At 61.3% G+C, this 15,013-nt stretch carries 12 protein-coding genes and 1 pseudogene; 7 read left to right on the forward strand and 6 right to left on the reverse strand.

Annotated elements, in window-relative coordinates:
- Nucleotides 1–277 precede the first annotated feature (277 nt).
- The gene (locus WX88_RS16650) at nucleotides 278–2,674 is read right to left on the reverse strand and encodes a TonB-dependent receptor (protein WP_072053034.1); all 2,397 of its coding nucleotides are present in this window, start codon (nucleotides 2,672–2,674) and stop codon (nucleotides 278–280) included.
- Nucleotides 2,675–2,956: 282 nt separating this feature from the next.
- Between WX88_RS16650 and WX88_RS16655 the strand changes: the two genes are divergently transcribed.
- Both WX88_RS16655 and WX88_RS16660 read left to right on the forward strand, forming a co-directional pair.
- Nucleotides 2,957–3,388, forward strand: coding sequence for an EamA family transporter (locus WX88_RS16655; RefSeq protein ID WP_046245530.1), 432 nt, complete (start codon nucleotides 2,957–2,959; stop codon nucleotides 3,386–3,388).
- Nucleotides 3,389–3,436: 48 nt separating this feature from the next.
- Nucleotides 3,437–4,408, forward strand: a complete 972-nt coding sequence (locus WX88_RS16660) for a hypothetical protein (protein ID WP_046245531.1) — start codon at nucleotides 3,437–3,439, stop codon at nucleotides 4,406–4,408.
- A gap of 110 nt (nucleotides 4,409–4,518) precedes the next feature.
- Here WX88_RS16660 and WX88_RS16665 read toward each other — a convergent pair whose 3' ends face one another.
- Both WX88_RS16665 and WX88_RS28855 read right to left on the reverse strand, forming a co-directional pair.
- Entirely contained in the window at nucleotides 4,519–4,941 is a 423-nt protein-coding gene (locus WX88_RS16665; RefSeq protein WP_046245532.1) for a BrxA/BrxB family bacilliredoxin, read from the reverse strand.
- A gap of 240 nt (nucleotides 4,942–5,181) precedes the next feature.
- Nucleotides 5,182–5,474 (reverse strand): annotated as a pseudogene (locus WX88_RS28855) (alpha-N-arabinofuranosidase); the annotation flags it as partial.
- Between the two features lie 429 nt (nucleotides 5,475–5,903).
- Between WX88_RS28855 and WX88_RS16670 the strand changes: the two are divergent.
- The gene (locus WX88_RS16670; RefSeq protein WP_046245533.1) at nucleotides 5,904–6,779 is read left to right on the forward strand and encodes a pirin family protein; all 876 of its coding nucleotides are present in this window, start codon (nucleotides 5,904–5,906) and stop codon (nucleotides 6,777–6,779) included.
- A gap of 174 nt (nucleotides 6,780–6,953) precedes the next feature.
- On the opposite strand, the gene WX88_RS16675 is transcribed toward WX88_RS16670, so the two are convergent.
- The 3 genes from WX88_RS16675 to WX88_RS32005 form a co-directional block, all read right to left on the reverse strand.
- Nucleotides 6,954–8,606, reverse strand: a complete 1,653-nt coding sequence (locus tag WX88_RS16675) for a M28 family peptidase (RefSeq protein ID WP_046245534.1) — start codon at nucleotides 8,604–8,606, stop codon at nucleotides 6,954–6,956.
- Nucleotides 8,607–8,723: 117 nt separating this feature from the next.
- Nucleotides 8,724–9,413 carry a DUF1028 domain-containing protein gene (locus tag WX88_RS16680; RefSeq protein WP_316932333.1) on the reverse strand — a complete coding sequence of 230 codons (690 nt, stop codon included), beginning with the start codon at nucleotides 9,411–9,413 and terminating at the stop codon, nucleotides 8,724–8,726.
- Nucleotides 9,414–9,420: 7 nt separating this feature from the next.
- Nucleotides 9,421–9,720, reverse strand: a complete 300-nt coding sequence (locus tag WX88_RS32005) for a DUF1028 domain-containing protein (RefSeq protein WP_316932334.1) — start codon at nucleotides 9,718–9,720, stop codon at nucleotides 9,421–9,423.
- Between the two features lie 286 nt (nucleotides 9,721–10,006).
- Here WX88_RS32005 and WX88_RS32010 point away from each other — a divergent pair, with 286 nt between their 5' ends.
- The 4 genes from WX88_RS32010 (at nucleotide 10,007) to WX88_RS16700 (ending at nucleotide 15,010) form a co-directional block, all read left to right on the forward strand.
- Complete coding sequence (locus WX88_RS32010; protein WP_082116097.1) at nucleotides 10,007–11,257, forward strand: ABC transporter ATP-binding protein; 1,251 nt, start codon at nucleotides 10,007–10,009, stop codon at nucleotides 11,255–11,257.
- Nucleotides 11,245–12,816 (forward strand): ABC transporter permease/substrate-binding protein, encoded by a 1,572-nt coding sequence (locus WX88_RS16690; protein ID WP_046245535.1) that lies wholly within the window; start codon nucleotides 11,245–11,247, stop codon nucleotides 12,814–12,816. Before WX88_RS32010 ends, WX88_RS16690 begins: the two co-directional genes overlap by 13 nt.
- A gap of 58 nt (nucleotides 12,817–12,874) precedes the next feature.
- The gene (locus WX88_RS16695) at nucleotides 12,875–13,420 is read left to right on the forward strand and encodes a GNAT family N-acetyltransferase (protein ID WP_046245536.1); all 546 of its coding nucleotides are present in this window, start codon (nucleotides 12,875–12,877) and stop codon (nucleotides 13,418–13,420) included.
- A 120-nt stretch (nucleotides 13,421–13,540) separates the two neighbouring features.
- On the forward strand, nucleotides 13,541–15,010 hold the full coding sequence (locus tag WX88_RS16700) for an NCS1 family nucleobase:cation symporter-1 (RefSeq protein WP_046245537.1): 1,470 nt from the start codon (nucleotides 13,541–13,543) through the stop codon (nucleotides 15,008–15,010).
- Nucleotides 15,011–15,013 lie beyond the last annotated feature (3 nt).

The raw sequence follows: 15,013 nt of genomic DNA on the forward strand, positions 1-15,013 counted from the left end.
ATTCCATTCCAGGAACTGGCTGTCGGGCATGCTGCAAACGCAAAAGCTTAACCGCTAGACGGCATGCGAAGCGGCCCGCCGCCCGGTTGCGGGCCGCTTCGCATGCGAAACCAGCTGGCGTCGGCACCACCACAAGGCGAAACCGGTGAGGCTGAGCAGGGCCGGCGAGAGCCCGCCCACGGCGTAGTAGCAGGCCGGTGGCCAGGCCCAGTCAGCTGTGCAGCGTGAACAGGCGGCGGGAGAGGGCAGAGCGGGCCATAAGCGAAAGGGCTTTTAATCAGAAAGAATAGCCGGCCGTGAGACGGAACGAGCGGCCGTTGCCCACCCACACAATGTCCCGAAAGAACACGCCCGAGTAGTAGCGCGTATCGGCCAGGTTGTAGGCGTTGAGAGCCAGCGAAACTTGCTTAAACTGATAATTCACCACCGCATCGAACGTTTTGTAGCCCGGAGTGGAGAAGCCCGAGTCGAAGCTGTAGCGCTTACCCACGTAGTACGCGCCACCCCCGAAGCCCAGGCCAGCCAGTCCGCCTGTGGGCACCGTGTACACCGCCCACAGGTTACCGGAGTGGTTTGGCGCATTTTCAAACCAAGGCGCGCCGTAGGGCTGGCTCGGGTTACCGTTTTTGGTGATGCGCGCCTCGTTATAGGCGTAGTTGCTGATGAGGTTGAGGCCCGGCAGCACGCGGCCGGTCAGGGTGAGCTCAACCCCGCGACTGGTGGCCTCGTTGCCGGCAATCTGCCGTTGGGCATCCGGGTCAGTGGGGTCGGTGGTCAGAATATTCACCTTGCGGATGCGGTACACGGCCATTGAGCCTACCAGGCGACGGCCCAACAACTCGGCGCGGACGCCCACCTCCCACTGCCGGCCGGTTTCGGGGTCGAAGGGCCCACCGGCGCGGGGTAAGTTAGAATATTGCGGCTCGAAGCTCTGGCTGTAGGAGCCATACAAGCTCAGCTCGGGCAGCGGCTGGTATACCAGCCCGGCACGCGGAACGAAGGCCGACGCCTTGGATGTGTCCCGCGTGAGCACGACGGCCGCAGTCGGGTCCGAAACCTGTTCGGTACGGTCTTGGTCGAGGCTGGTGCTGCGGTAGCGGTCATAGCGCAGGCCTAGTACGGCTTTCAGTTGGGGCGTGAGGGTGAGCTGGTCTTGCACGTAGCTTCCAATGAAAGTGGTGGGATTGTCGAACCGGTCGTTGTAGCCCTCGCCGCGGTAATTTTCGCGGTTGATTTGGCCGTACTGAGGATTGAAGATGTTCAGGCCCGGCACTCCGTCGTAGCTCTGGGCGTAGTCGTAGCCGTTGGCAGAGTGGCCATAATCCACGCCCGCCAAAATGGTGTGCTGCACCGACCCGGTGGTAGGTTTCCAGGTCAGGTAGCCATTCACAAAGGCATCCTGCGTGATGTTGTCGAAGTCGCGGAAGTGGCGCTCAATGGTGCCAGTAGCCGGGTCGTAGCTGCGACGCGTGATGTGGTGGTACTGCTGACGCGAGTGGTAGTAGCTGTAGCGGGCCAGTAAATTCACCGTCAGCTGATCGGAGAGGCGGTGCCGGCCCAGAAGCTGCACGTTTCCAATCCGGTCGCGGCCCCGGTCATTACTGTCATGGTGGGTCCAGTTGCGGGGCAGCACACTCAGGTCGCCCTCCACGGCCATTATGCCGCGATTATACCAGGTACCGCCGTCCTCATTCTGATGAAAGTAGGAGGTAGTCAGCGTAAGGTCGGTGCGCTCCGAAGGACGGAAGGTGAGCGAGGGGTTGATGAACACATTCCGGGTTTTCCAGTCGCGCATCTGGTGGTCGGTGCGTTCGGCGCCCAGTAGCAGGCGGTAGAGCCACTTACCATTCTGGGCGAGTGGGCCGGTGGCGTCGGCCACGCCGCGCAGCTGGTTGTAGCTGCCGTAGGTGAGGCGCACTTCGCGCCGGGGTGTGGCTTCGGGCAGCTTGGTGGTCTGGTTGATGATGCCACCCGGCGCCGCAAACCCGTAGAGCACCGACGCCGGCCCCTTGATGGCCTCCACGCTTTCGAGGTTGTAAGTAGGCTGGGGCGTGTACGACGAGCCCCCGAGTCGCTGCCCATTGAGGGCAAAATTACCCGTGCCCGACCGGAAACCCCGCATGTTAAAATCATTGTAGCCCCCAAACTGACTGATGCCCGCGAAGTTGCGGATGCTTTCCTGCAAGAGCTGTACCTGCTGGTCGCGCAGCACTGCCTCGGGCAGCACCTGCACGCTCTGCGGAATGTCGCGCAGCGGCGTTTCTGAGCGGGTAGCTATGTTGGTGGCATCGCGCCGGTAAGCAGTATAGCTGCGGGCGGTTATCTGCACCTCGGCCAGATCGGTGCCACCAGCCACGAGTTGCACCTCAGCAGACGTGGTTTGACCCGCGGTTATTTCCACGGCCTTTTGTTGTTCAGCGAAACCCACCCCCTGGATGATGAGGGTATACGCCCCGGCCGGCGCCCGAAGCAGCAGGCGCCCATCGGGCCCACTCACGCCGCCAAACCCCGTGCTTTTCAAGCTGACGCTGACGTAGGGAACTGGCTTACTATCAGAAGCGGTACGAATGAGTACTGTCAAACTGCCGCGCTCTGAAGACTGAGCCGCGCCAAGATGACTAATTAGAAGCCCGGCCACCAGCAGAATGCCGGTTCGAAAGAGTATACTGAGCATTGCAAGAATATTTAGATTAATTCTAAACAGATACAAAAGTATTGTATCGCCGCCAGCCAGGCAAGCTTATTTAGAATGAATCTAAATAATATAACATGCGTGCATCCAGAGCGAGCCTGGTTTTCCACGGGCCGCTTAGCTAATTCCAGTTTAAGGCGCCATGATTTGGCTAGTCGGATAGGTTCTTAGGAACTAACATCCTACCGCCGCACCGAACCCTACCGAAGCAGGGGCGTACTGGCAAGCAATCCGGCCGCACCGCGTACTTCTTCCAACCAACTCATGTGGATTGCTTTTGCTTTGATGGCGGCCTTGGTATCCGCTACCGTGGTCACGTTGTCGAAGGCGGGCATCAAAAACGTACCACCTAGCCTGGCTTTCGCCGTGCAAGCCGTGCTGATCATAATAGTATCGTGGGGAACTGTATTATGGCAGGGCTTACTACCCGAAATCGGTAAAATTGAACGCCGGAGCTGGATATTCCTGGTGACGGCGGGGGTGCTCACGGCTACGTCGTCGCTGCTGTCGTTCCGAGCCTTGTCGATAGGCGACGCTTCGCGGGTGTCGCCGCTGACCAACATAGCGCTGGTATTTTCGGTGACTTTAGCAGCGGTATTTCTGAAGGAAAAGCTAACCTGGCAAGTTGTGCTAGGCGCCGTGCTGATGGCAGGTGGGGCACTGCTGATTGCCTTCGCCAAGCCGGCGGGGAAGTAAAGGTTGAACGCGGCGCTGTAGCTTGCCTGAAACTTTTAATTTCCCTCTATGACCCCAACCCCTACTCCTCCCCAAACGCCAGTGCGCATCGCTTTTACCGCCTTCGCCATGGTGTACCTGTTAGGCGGCGCGGCTTACCTCGCCTATGGTTTCGCCACCCACACGGGCCTGAGCGGCTGGCTGATTAACTGGCAGATGCAGCACTTCGACGAGGCCGACAACAGCCTGACGCTGGTAGGCTGCGTACTGGCGTGGGTGCTGAGCCTGGTGCCCATGTTCTACGGGCTGGTGCGCCTGAACCGATCCGAAGGCTTTACGCCGACTTTTCCGGGCCAGCAGCCCGCGGCGGGGGCACCAGCGGCTATGAGAGGAATGGCCACTCCCGTTCGCACGTATCAGGACCAACAAAATGCGCTCTACTCCCGACGCGGCCGCACGATAGCGGCGCTGGTGTGCGTGGCCGTGAGCGGGGCAGCGTTCCTTTATCTGACCCTAGCCGAGGCGCATTTGGCGGCGCAATCCGTGTACTCGCTCGACCTGAACACAAAGGCAACTTTGCCCGCCGAGGCAGAGCTGGCAACCGTGCACGGCGTCTTGGCCGCCAACTACGGCTTTGTGCTGGAGGAAACGAAATCCGGCAGCACCAAAAGCCGCACTACCTACGCGCCCCTGCTGCCTGCCAACTGGAAGCCTGGCCAGCCCGTGCGTTTCGTGGTTAAAACCAAGGTGCCGGTTTATCAAAACTTCACTACCGGCCGCGTTTTTTTTCTCGACAGCGCCCAAGCCTTCCCTGCAACTTACGACGGCCGCCTGAGCCGCAACGACCTGCCTACCTACGTGAGCCAGCACTATGCTGGCCAACGGCTAACCCTTGCTACGCCCTACTACATGCTCGATGACAGCGAAGTAGCTGGCGGCCGGCCCGTTTTGCCCAGCAGTAGCCGCCGCTGGATAGCCCTGGCAGTAGGGCTATTCGCTGCGGTCGGTTGCTTCATGATGAAACAGCCCACCGCCCGCTAACCCAGCTCATTGCTACACGCAAAAGCCCCCGTCTCACCCGAGGCGGGGGCTTTTGCATGTAGCAGCAAAATCATAACCAACGTGGTCAGGTCGCGCCGAAAGGTTGCTGGTTAGCAGTACTCTTCAAACGCGCCTTGCAGGTTGTTGACGATGCGCATGGCATCAGAGCCTTCGATGTGGTAGCGCTCAATCATGTGCACCAGCTCGCCGTCTTTAAACAGGGCGATACAGGGGGATGAGGGAGGATACGGGAGCAGGTGCTCACGCATTTTGGCCACGGCGTCGGTTTCCATGCCGGCGAATACGGTTACGAGCTTGCCGGGCTTTTTGTCGGCACTGGCCAGGGCCATTTTCAAGGCCGGGCGGGCTTTAGCGGCGGCGCAGCCGCACACTGAGTTCACGGCAACCAGCACGGTGCCTTCGTTGGAGGCGAGGGCGGAATCTACTTCCTCGGGGGTCATCAACTGCTCAAAACCAGCTTCAGTAAGGTCTTGCCGGATAGGCGCCACCATGTATTCAGGATAAACTGCCATTGTAGTAAGGTAAAAATAAAAAGCGGCGGGGCCGCGAATGGGGCAAAAGTACGAAGGCCTAAAGCATTAGGGGGCTGGGAAAGTTTCGAACCGAACCCACCCGATTCTAATGACAACAACGTGCTGAGCGCCGCCGAAACTGCTCTACATCAACAGTACTTCCAATCGTTCGAAGAAAGGAATTAGCTGCTTGGTAAAGATGCTTCGACGGCGCTCAGCGCGTCGTTCTTTCAGGGTCGTTACCGGGAAGTACAGGAAATAAGTGCCGTTTTTAAAAGCGGCGTCGGGGGCCCACAGCTGCCGGCCCAGGGAATGTTCTTAATGTCGAGCCCCACGCTGTGGTCGGTCACCTTGCCGTTGATGCTGTCCAGGGACAGGATGTGGTAATCCTTCATATCGAAATGGTCGCCCTTGTCATTCTCTGGAATACTGGACCCGATGTCGTGCGAAGGGTAGATGTAAATCTTACCGTTGAAGACATGCGCCGAAGGGTCCGCCGTATAAATATCCCGAACCAGAGGCTCGGACAGCGGCTTGCTCGCCGTCGAATCGGTAGTAGCCGGCGCGGTCGCAGTCGTAGCTTTCTGCTCAGAATTGTTATTTTAGTATGCGCCCAACAAGGCGAAAGAGGCCACAAACACCGAAGCAGTGACTTTCATTTTTAGGTGGTTAATCATTGGGGGGAATAAGGGGCTGGGTGCGGGATTGGGTACCGGCAATTGGTGACCAGTGCGACGTGTTTTCGGTAATACTGCGTAAATATAGAGCGGCTATTTACGCGAGCAATTATTTGATTAATAATCACTTCTGAACCATAACTACCGAAACCAATTGCGATAGTCGCCGTGAAGCACCCGGGCAGAATGTGGGCCGTCGCAGGCAAAGCAGATAACTATTTATGCCGCTGATGCTTTTATTAAACGGCAGCCCCGCATCAGTTGCTATCTTTTACTCCACTACTTATGGACACTACTTTCAGAAGAATCTTTCAGGTTATCGACGGCAATAAAAAGGCCGTTGGCGACGGTTTCGAGGTGACCAGCCCCATGCCCGGACCGCGCATCCGGCAGCTCAGCCCGTTCTTGCTCATCGACCACATTGGCCCGATGACTATTGCCCCGAGCGACCAGCCGCTCGGCTCGCCGCCGCACCCGCATCGCGGCTTCGAAACCGTGACGGTGATGTACCAGGGCGTACTTGCGCACCGCGACACGGCCGGCCACCAGGGCAACATCGGCCCCGGCGACGTGCAGTGGATGACCGCCGGCGCCGGCCTCATGCACGAAGAGCTCTACGAGAAAGAATTCACCCGTCAGGGCGGCACCTTGGAAGTAGTACAGCTATGGGTGAACATGCCTAAAAAGGATAAGCTAGCTCCACCTAACTATCAGGATATCCGGTCGGCCGCCATCAAAACGCTGCCCACGCCCGACGGCAAAGGCACCATCCGCGTGATTGCGGGTAGCTACGAAGGCACCAGCGGCCCCGCCACCACCTTCTCGCCCCTGACCATGCTCGACGTACACCTCGCCCAAGGCGGCGAAGTAACACTGAGCCTGCCCGCCGCCTACAACGTGGGCCTCTACATCGTGAAGGGCGACGTGCTGATAAACGGCAACCGTCCCGCCACCACCAAGCAGCTCGTGGTGCTGGGCTGGGATTCACCCAATACCCAGATTACCGCCACCGAGGACAGCGTCATCCTCGTGCTGGCCGGCGAACCCATTGAAGAACCGCTGGCTACTTACGGCCCCTTCGTGATGAACACGAACCAGGAGTTGGTGCAAGCTATTGCCGATTTTGAAAGCGGCGCGATGGGCAAGTTTGAGGACAACTGACCTCACCCCCTGCCCCCCCCTCCAAAAAAGAGGGGGCACCGGTCTTGCACCAAGTGTCAGTTAAAAAAAAAGCCCACTGAAAAGCGGGCTTTTTTGTTCTCGGTATATGAGCAAATGTTATTTGAGCATTTTCGGTGCCCCCTCTTTTTTGGAGAGGGGGTCAGGGGGTAAGGTTCACCGCACGCCGTAGCGCTGGCCGAAAAAGTCGCCCTTATTCCAGGCCGGCCGGGCGGGGCTTTGCGCTACCTGGTAGCCGATGAGGAAGCAGAGCTGCACGTATTTGCGGCCCGCTTCGAAGTCGAAGCGGCCGTTGATGTCGTCTTGGGGCTTGTGGTAGGTTACGGCGCGCCACTCCTGCACTTGCTGGTTGAGGTTGTTGCGGCCGTCGGCGGTTTTGTTGCCGTATTTAATGTGCAGGGCGGGGATTCCGGCGGTCACAAAGCTGTACTGGTCGCTACGGATGAAGCGGTTTTGCTCGGGTTCGGGGTCCTGCTCCAGATCAATGGCCATGTAGGCACAGGCGCGGGTCACGGGCTCAAGTAGGGAGGAGTGCTGCCCGCCGAGCGCCACCACCGACAGCAGCGGGGCAATAAGCGTGGGCATATCCATATTGATATCGGCGGCGATGCGGGCTTTGGGCACGGTGGGGTTGGCGGCGAAGGCCGAGGAGCCCAGCAGGCCCAGTTCCTCGCCCGTCACGAATACGAAGAGCATGGACCGCTTAGGCTTTTCCTTGAGCTTGGAGTAGATTTTGGCAATTTCCAGCACGCAGGCCACGCCCGAGGCATTGTCATGGGCGCCGTTGTAGATGGAGTCGCCCTTTACCGGCGCGCCGATACCCAGGTGGTCAAGATGGGCCGAATGCACCACGTATTCCTCACGCAGCTTGGCATCCGAGCCGGGAATTTTGCCCACCACGTTATAGCTCTCAATATCCTGAAAAGTAGACTGCGCACTGGCGCTAATCGTGGTGCGTAAGGCCGCCGAGGCCGGCTTGCCACTCCGGATAGCCGCAAAAACCTGAGTGGTATCGAGCGCGGCCGTTTGCAGGAAGTGGCTGAGCGTGGCGGCACTCACGGCTGCGTAGAGCTGCTGACGACTCCCCACGGCAAACGAGCGGGAGGCGGCCAATTTGCCATCGGCACCGAGGACGCTGTAGGTGCCGCGCTTCAGGTCGGGCAGCGGCGTGGCGTGGGTGGCAGCGACTATCAGCCCTACGGCGCCGTGCCGGGCCGCCGCCTGCAGCAACCCCGACAAATCCTGACTGGCCGACGCCACCGTGGACGTGAACGTGCGCGGCGCCCCGCGCACAATCAGCACCACCTTACCCTTCACATCAAGGCCGGCATAGTCGTCATACCCCAGCTCGGGCGCGCTGATACCGAAGCCGGCAAAAGCCAGCGGCGCATCCGTGACGGTGGTAGTCGGCAGCTCGGGACTGGGATAAATGGCGTAGTCCTGGCCGGCCGTTAGTGGCAGGGCCCCGCCTTGGGCATCGCGCGTGGCGAAGGTGGCACCAGGCTTTAGAAACGTGCGGCGCAGGCGTACTTTCTGCACGAACGCGCCCCCCTCGCCGGCCGGCTGCACGCCCAGGCTCGTGAGCTGCTTCGTGACATAGTCAACGGCCATTTGGTAGCCCTCCTTACCCGGCTGCCGGCCCTTGAGGCGGTCATCGGCCAGGTAGGCAATGTGGGCTTTGATAGCCTCGGGCTGCACCTGTTCCAGGGCGGCGGCTACGGGCTTGGACACCGTCAGCGGCGTCTGAGCTTGGGTGTAGTTGCTCAGCAACGGGGCCGCGAGAAGGCTTGCGAGAAGGGAATATTTCATAGAATGATTGGAAAGCCGGCTATTGACAGCTTTGCTTTAAGAGCCCAAAAACCGATGGTCCGGCCTGATATTGTTCAACGACGAAACGCAAATATGGGCCGCTGCGGCAGGACGGGGCTATTTCAACGACAAAATCTGCTTCAGTTCCGCGTCGGTTACGGTCAGCAGGCCGACTTTGGGCAGGCGCTCGGTGAGAGTGCGCCAATTGGGGTCTTGCTTGAAAATGGGGCGCAGCAGGGCCAGCGCGGCCGGTAGCTGCTGCTTATTGGCCAGCGTGATGGCGTGCCAGTACTTCATTTCCAGGTTCTGCGGGAACATCTTTTCGGCAGCCTGATATTCCTCAATGGCCTTGGGCATGTCGTTTTTCTCCACGGCCAGGTCGCCGGCATTCATGTGGTCGTAGACCCGGTGCAGGCGGAGTAAGCGGCGCAGCTCAGGCAGCGGGGCGACGCTGTCGTCCACACGCAGGTCCACGAGGCGGTCGGCCCAGGGGCCTTCGGTGGCCTGGCCGCGCACCACGAGCAGGGCCGCCGATTGCCGGCCCCGGATGTCGCCGCCCGCGGCCTGCGCCGCATCCAGAGCGGCCAGCACCCGCTCGGCCAGGGGCAGCCGGGCGTTTTGCTCGAAAGCCTGAGCCATGGCCGGCCACACCTTATCGGACAGCATCATGTTGGCCTGCACCGAAAACTGGCTGCCCGTGAGGTGGCCCGCCATATCGACGCACTTCTTACCCGTGTGCGCCGCCACCCGGCCCTGATTGTCGAGGATGGCTACCTGGCGCACGTCGCGGCCCTCGTCGTTGGCCAACAGCTCATCAAGAAGCCTGCTGCGCGGTTTTCCCGCTTTTCAGCAGCGCCAACCCGCGCAGGCCAAACGACTTATTGGTGAACGACTGCGTAGCCACCACGCCCACCCCGGCCTCGCCCCAGCTCACGGAAGTACCCACCGAAAACCAGTGGCTCTGAACCGCCACGGCCATTTCGCCGGTAGCCGGGTCGCGCGCTACTATACTGAACGTGTGAGCCAACGGGTCGGTGGCCGAGTACACCTGGGCGGCCAATGGCAGGCGCATCAGCCCAAAAAACAAAAGCAACAGCAGGTATTTGAGTAGCATCGGCGGAAGGTAGAGCAGTTTCATCGTCGCACGTCGTAGCGCGAACTTTGTAGTTCGCGTCCCCGTGCCGTGTGGCCGTCGTTCGGGTATCCGCCGGGCACGCGAACTACAAAGTTCGCGCTACGTTGAAACCGCTCTGAGAAAAGAATTGGGAAAGTAGTAATAACGCAAACGGCAAAGGTCGGACGGACTACGGCCGCTACGCCGCGACGTTTTTGCGGCCCTATCTCCGCCCCGCCAAACCCAAACCCTGCGGCCGGGTTTACTTTGCCCCATTCCTTCCGCCATGCCCAACGCCCAACCGCCCATTATTCGCGCCTCCCGCCTCAGCAAGCAGTTCGGGAACCACGCCGTGGTGCGGGACATCTCCTTCGACCTGGCGGCCGGCGAAACCCTGGTGCTCCTCGGCCCCAGCGGCTGCGGCAAAACCACCCTCCTCAAAATGCTCAACCGACTGATTGAGCCCGACGGCGGCACCGTGGAAATCAACGGCGAAAACGTGCGCACCCAACGCCCCGAAACGCTGCGGCGCGGCATCGGCTACGTCATCCAACAAGTAGGGCTCCTCCCCCACTACACCGTGGCCGAAAACGTAGCCGTGGTGCCCCGCCTGCTCGGCCACGCGCCGGCCGCCATCGCGGCCCGCACCACGGCGCTGCTCACGCGGCTGCACCTGCCGCCGGCCCGCTACGCCGGGCAGTATCCGCACCAGCTCTCGGGTGGGCAGCAGCAGCGCGTGGGCCTGGCCCGCGCCCTGGCCGCCGACCCGCCCATCATCCTGCTCGATGAGCCCTTCGGCGCCCTCGACCCACTCACCCGCGCCAGCATCCGCCGCGAGTTTCGGGAACTGGAGGAATTACGCAGCAAAACGGTGGTCCTCGTCACCCACGACGTGACCGAAGCCTTCGAGCTAGCCGACCGGATTATGCTGCTCGACGCCGGGCAGATTCAACAGCTCGGTACTCCACGCGAGCTGCTCTTCCAGCCCGCCAATGCGTTTGTGCGCGATTTTTTCGCCGCCGAACGCTTGGCCTTGCAGCTCCGCACCCTCACGCTCGGCGACATCTTTTCAGCTGATGAATTAGCTAAGCTCGGAATCAGGTCAGTAAAGCCTGATATCGGCCTACTAATGCCTAGTATCAAAAGTAAAACGCCTGAAATAATCGATAATAAGCTTGTAGATAACACACATAAGCCTGGTACCAATAAGGCATTGCTTGTAGTTAAGGATAGTACGCCGGATATTAATAAACACACGCCTGGTATTGGACATTTAATGCCCGATATTGAGAATACTAAGCTTGGTATCGAGAATGTTAAGCCTGGTATCAAAGAAACTAAGTCTGGTATCACCGGTAAAATGCCCGACGTAGCAGGTGAGCACCCGGTGTTCACCACCAACACCACCGTGCACGACGCCTTAGAAACCCTCACTGGCTCCGCCCCCGGCCCAACGACGGTCGGCTTCACGCTGCCCCAGCTTATGGCTGCTTTCGGTGCCGCCCTACAACGAGAGGAGACCGCATGGAAACGCTAACGGCGCTGTTCACTTTCTGGCACGAGCAGGCCGGCAAGCTGGCCGAGCAAACCCTGCAACACATTGGCCTCACCGCGGCCTCGCTGCTGCTGGCGTCGCTGCTGGGCGTGCCGCTGGGACTGTTTTTGTCGCGCCGGCCACGTTGGGCACCCGCCGTGCTGGGCCTGGCCGGCGTGCTGCAAACGGTGCCCAGCATCGCCCTGCTCGGCTTCCTGATTCCGCTGCTGGGCATTGGGCCGAAGCCGGCAATTTTCGCCCTGTTTCTGTATTCGCTGCTGCCCATTATCCGCAACACCCTGGCCGGCATTCAGGGCGTACCCCCGGCCGTGGTAGAAGCCGCCCGCGGCCTCGGTCTCACCGACGGCCAGGTGCTGCGCCGGGTAGAATTACCGCTGGCCCTGCCCGTGCTCATGGCCGGCATCCGCACTGCCACCGTCATCAACGTGGGCGTAGCCACGCTGGCGGCCTACGTAGCAGCGGGCGGGCTCGGCGAATTCATCTTCGGCGGCATCGCGCTCAACAACCCCGCCATGATTTTGGCGGGCGCCCTGCCCGCCGCCGGGCTGGCGCTGGCCTTCGATGCGGCCCTGGGCGGCGTGCAAAAGCTGAGCACCCGGCGCTTGGCCCAGGTAGGCACCGGCCTGCTGGTGGTGCTGCCGCTGCTGGGCGCTCTCTACCTGCTGCCCCGCGCCACGGGCAAGCTCCAGGCCGGTTTCAGCCCGGAGTTTGTGGGCCGGGCCGACGGCCTGCCCAGCCTCACCAAAGTATATGGCCTCACGCGCCTGCCCAGCGTGGTGCTGGCGCCCGCGCTGGTATACGAAGCCGCCCGCCACGCCGACGTAGACGTTATCGATGGCTACTCCACCGACGGCCGCATCCGGGCCTACGGCCTGCGCGTGCTCCACGACGACCGCCGCGTATTTCCGCCCTACTACGCCGTGCCCGTGGTCCGCCCCGCCCTGCTACTCGACCACCCGGAGCTTGCCCCCGTGCTGGCCCAGCTCAACGGTCAAATTTCCGATTCGGCGATGACTAACCTGAACTACCGCGCCGACTACCTGCACCAAGACCCCAAAGCTATTGCCGAAGCTTTTCTGCGGCGGCGCGGGCTGTGGCGCGCCCCGCGCCCGGCCGTGGCAGGCGCGCCGGTAGTGCGACTGGGCTCCAAGATTTTTGCCGAGCAATACATCCTCGCCGAGCTGTACGCCGCCCTCATCCGCGGCAATACCAACCTGGCCGTGCAAACCAAAACCGGCCTCGGCGGCACCACCATCTGCTTTGAGGCCCTACGCGACGGCGCCATCGACCTATATCCCGAATACACCGGCACCGGCCTGCTGGTGCTGTTGCAGCCCACCCCAGCCGTAGTCGATTCGCTGGGTGGCCGGCCGGCGGCGGTACTGAACTACGTGCGAGCCGAGTTCCGGCGGCGCTACAACCTGGAGTGGCTGGCCCCGCTGGGCTTCAACAACACTTACGCCCTGCTCATGCGGCAGCAACAGGCGCAGCAGCTGGGCATTGCGTCGGTATCGGAGCTGGGGCAGTATTTGCAGCAATGATTTCCAGACGGTGATGTAAACCAAAGCGGCCTTCTCTCCAACTTCCTTCCCCAACGCCATGGAAAATCTACTTCCCTCCACGACAACCGATTTCCGCCTGACCACCGCCACTCCCGCCGACGCGGCCCACCTCACGCTCTTTGTCAACCGCGCCTACCGCGGCGAAACCGCCCGCCAAGGCTGGACTTCGGAAGCTGACCTCCTCGATGGCATCCGCATCGACGAAGCCGGACTGCGCGAGATGCTGGCGCTGCCCAAGGCCGCCATGCTGCTCTGTCTGAGCGATGAGAACGAATTATTGGGCTGCTTCCACGTGCAAGCCAACGGGGCGCTGCTCTACCTCTCCATGCTGGCCGTAGCCCCCACCCAGCAGGGCCAGGGCGTTGGCAAATTTCTCCTCCGGTCCGCCGAAGACTACGGCCGCCAACACGGCTGCGCAGTGAGCCGAATGACTGTCATTTCGGTGCGGTCGGAACTCATTGCCTACTACGGGCGGCAAGGCTACCATCCCACCGGCGCCACCGAGCCCTTCCCCGCCGACCCGCGTTACAGCATTCCCAGACAGCCCCTCCACCTGCTGGTCCTCGAAAAACCGCTGACTTAACCAGCAGTAGCGCGAACTATAAGGCGCACGCTACACGACTCCGAAATGACAGTAACCCGCTGCATTGGATGGGGAAGGATGCGCCCCTAAATTAGCCGGATTCCCTTCAGCGAAAACGTCATGAGTCCCACACAGGAGATTACCGCCGCGCCCGCCCCCGGCCTCACCAGTACCGACCTGGCCCCCGTGCCCCCGGCCAGCCGTACCTGGGGCACCGGTAACTACGCCGCCCTCTGGATCAGCATGAGCCTGTGCATCCCGACCTACATGCTGGCCAGCTCGCTGATTGAGGGCGGCATGAACTGGTGGCAGGCACTGCTGACCATCTTCCTGGGCAACACCATCGTGCTAGTGCCCATGCTGCTCAATGGCCGGGCTGGTGCGCAGTACGGCATTCCATTTCCGGTGTTTGCCCGGGCCAGCTTCGGCGTGCGCGGGGCCAATGTGCCGGCGCTGCTCCGGGCCATTATCGCCTGCGGCTGGTTCGGCATCCAAACCTGGATTGGCGGCTACGCGCTCTATCAGATGGCGGTGCTGTGGGTGCCCACGCTGGGCAGCTTGCCAGCCGTGTTTCCGGCCAGCTGGGCGCTGGCAACGGGGCCAGCGCTGGTGTTCCTGTTGTTTTGGGCTCTGAATATGTACGTGGTGTACCTGGGCGTCGAGAGCATTCGGAAGCTCCTGGTCTTTAAAGCGTTTTTCCTGCCGATTGCGGCTCTGGCGCTGCTGTGGTGGGCCATTGGTGCCGGCCACGGACTGGGGCCCATTCTGGCGCAACCGAGCAAGTTTGGCTCCAGTGCGGCTTTCTGGGCCTTCTTCTTCCCCTCGCTCACGGGCATGGTAGGTTTCTGGGCCACACTCTCGCTCAACATTCCCGACTTCACCCGCTACGCCACCAGCCAGCGCGCCCAACAGCTGGGCCAAGCCCTGGCCCTACCCGCTTCCATGACGCTGTTTTCGTTCGTGGGTGTAGTCGTGACTTCGGCCACGCTGGTCATCTACGGCCACACCATTTGGGACCCGGTGGTGCTGGCGGCCAAATTCGAGAGCAAGCTGCTGGTGAGCGTGGCCATGCTGGCGGTGGCCCTGTCCACGCTGGCCACCAATATCGCGGCCAACATCGTGAGTCCGGCCAACGACTTCGCCAACTTCTCGCCCACCCGCATCAGTTTCAAAACCGGCGGCTACATCACCGGCGTGCTCGGCGTACTCATCTTCCCCTGGAAGCTCATCGCCGACCCGTCGGGCTACATTTTCACCTGGCTGGTGGGGTATTCGGGCCTGCTGGGCCCCATCGGCGGCATCATGATTGCCGACTACTACGTGCTCCGCAAGCAGCAGCTCGACGTGCCCGCCCTCTACCAATACCACGGCCGCTACGCCTACCGCAACGGCGTCAACTCCGCCGCCTTGGCGGCCCTCGTGGTGGGCATCCTGCCCAACGTGCCGGGCTTCCTCACCGCCATCGGCGCGCTAGACAAGGGCGCGGTGTGGCCGGGCCTCGTAGCCGTGTACAACTACGCGTGGTTTGTGGGCTTCCTCGTATCGGGCGGCGTGTACCTGGGGCTCATGCGCAGGCAGCCCAGCCACTGATTG

The sequence above is a fragment of the Hymenobacter terrenus genome (assembly GCF_000972495.1).
In the GTDB taxonomy this organism is placed as follows: Bacteria; Bacteroidota; Bacteroidia; order Cytophagales; family Hymenobacteraceae; genus Hymenobacter; species Hymenobacter terrenus.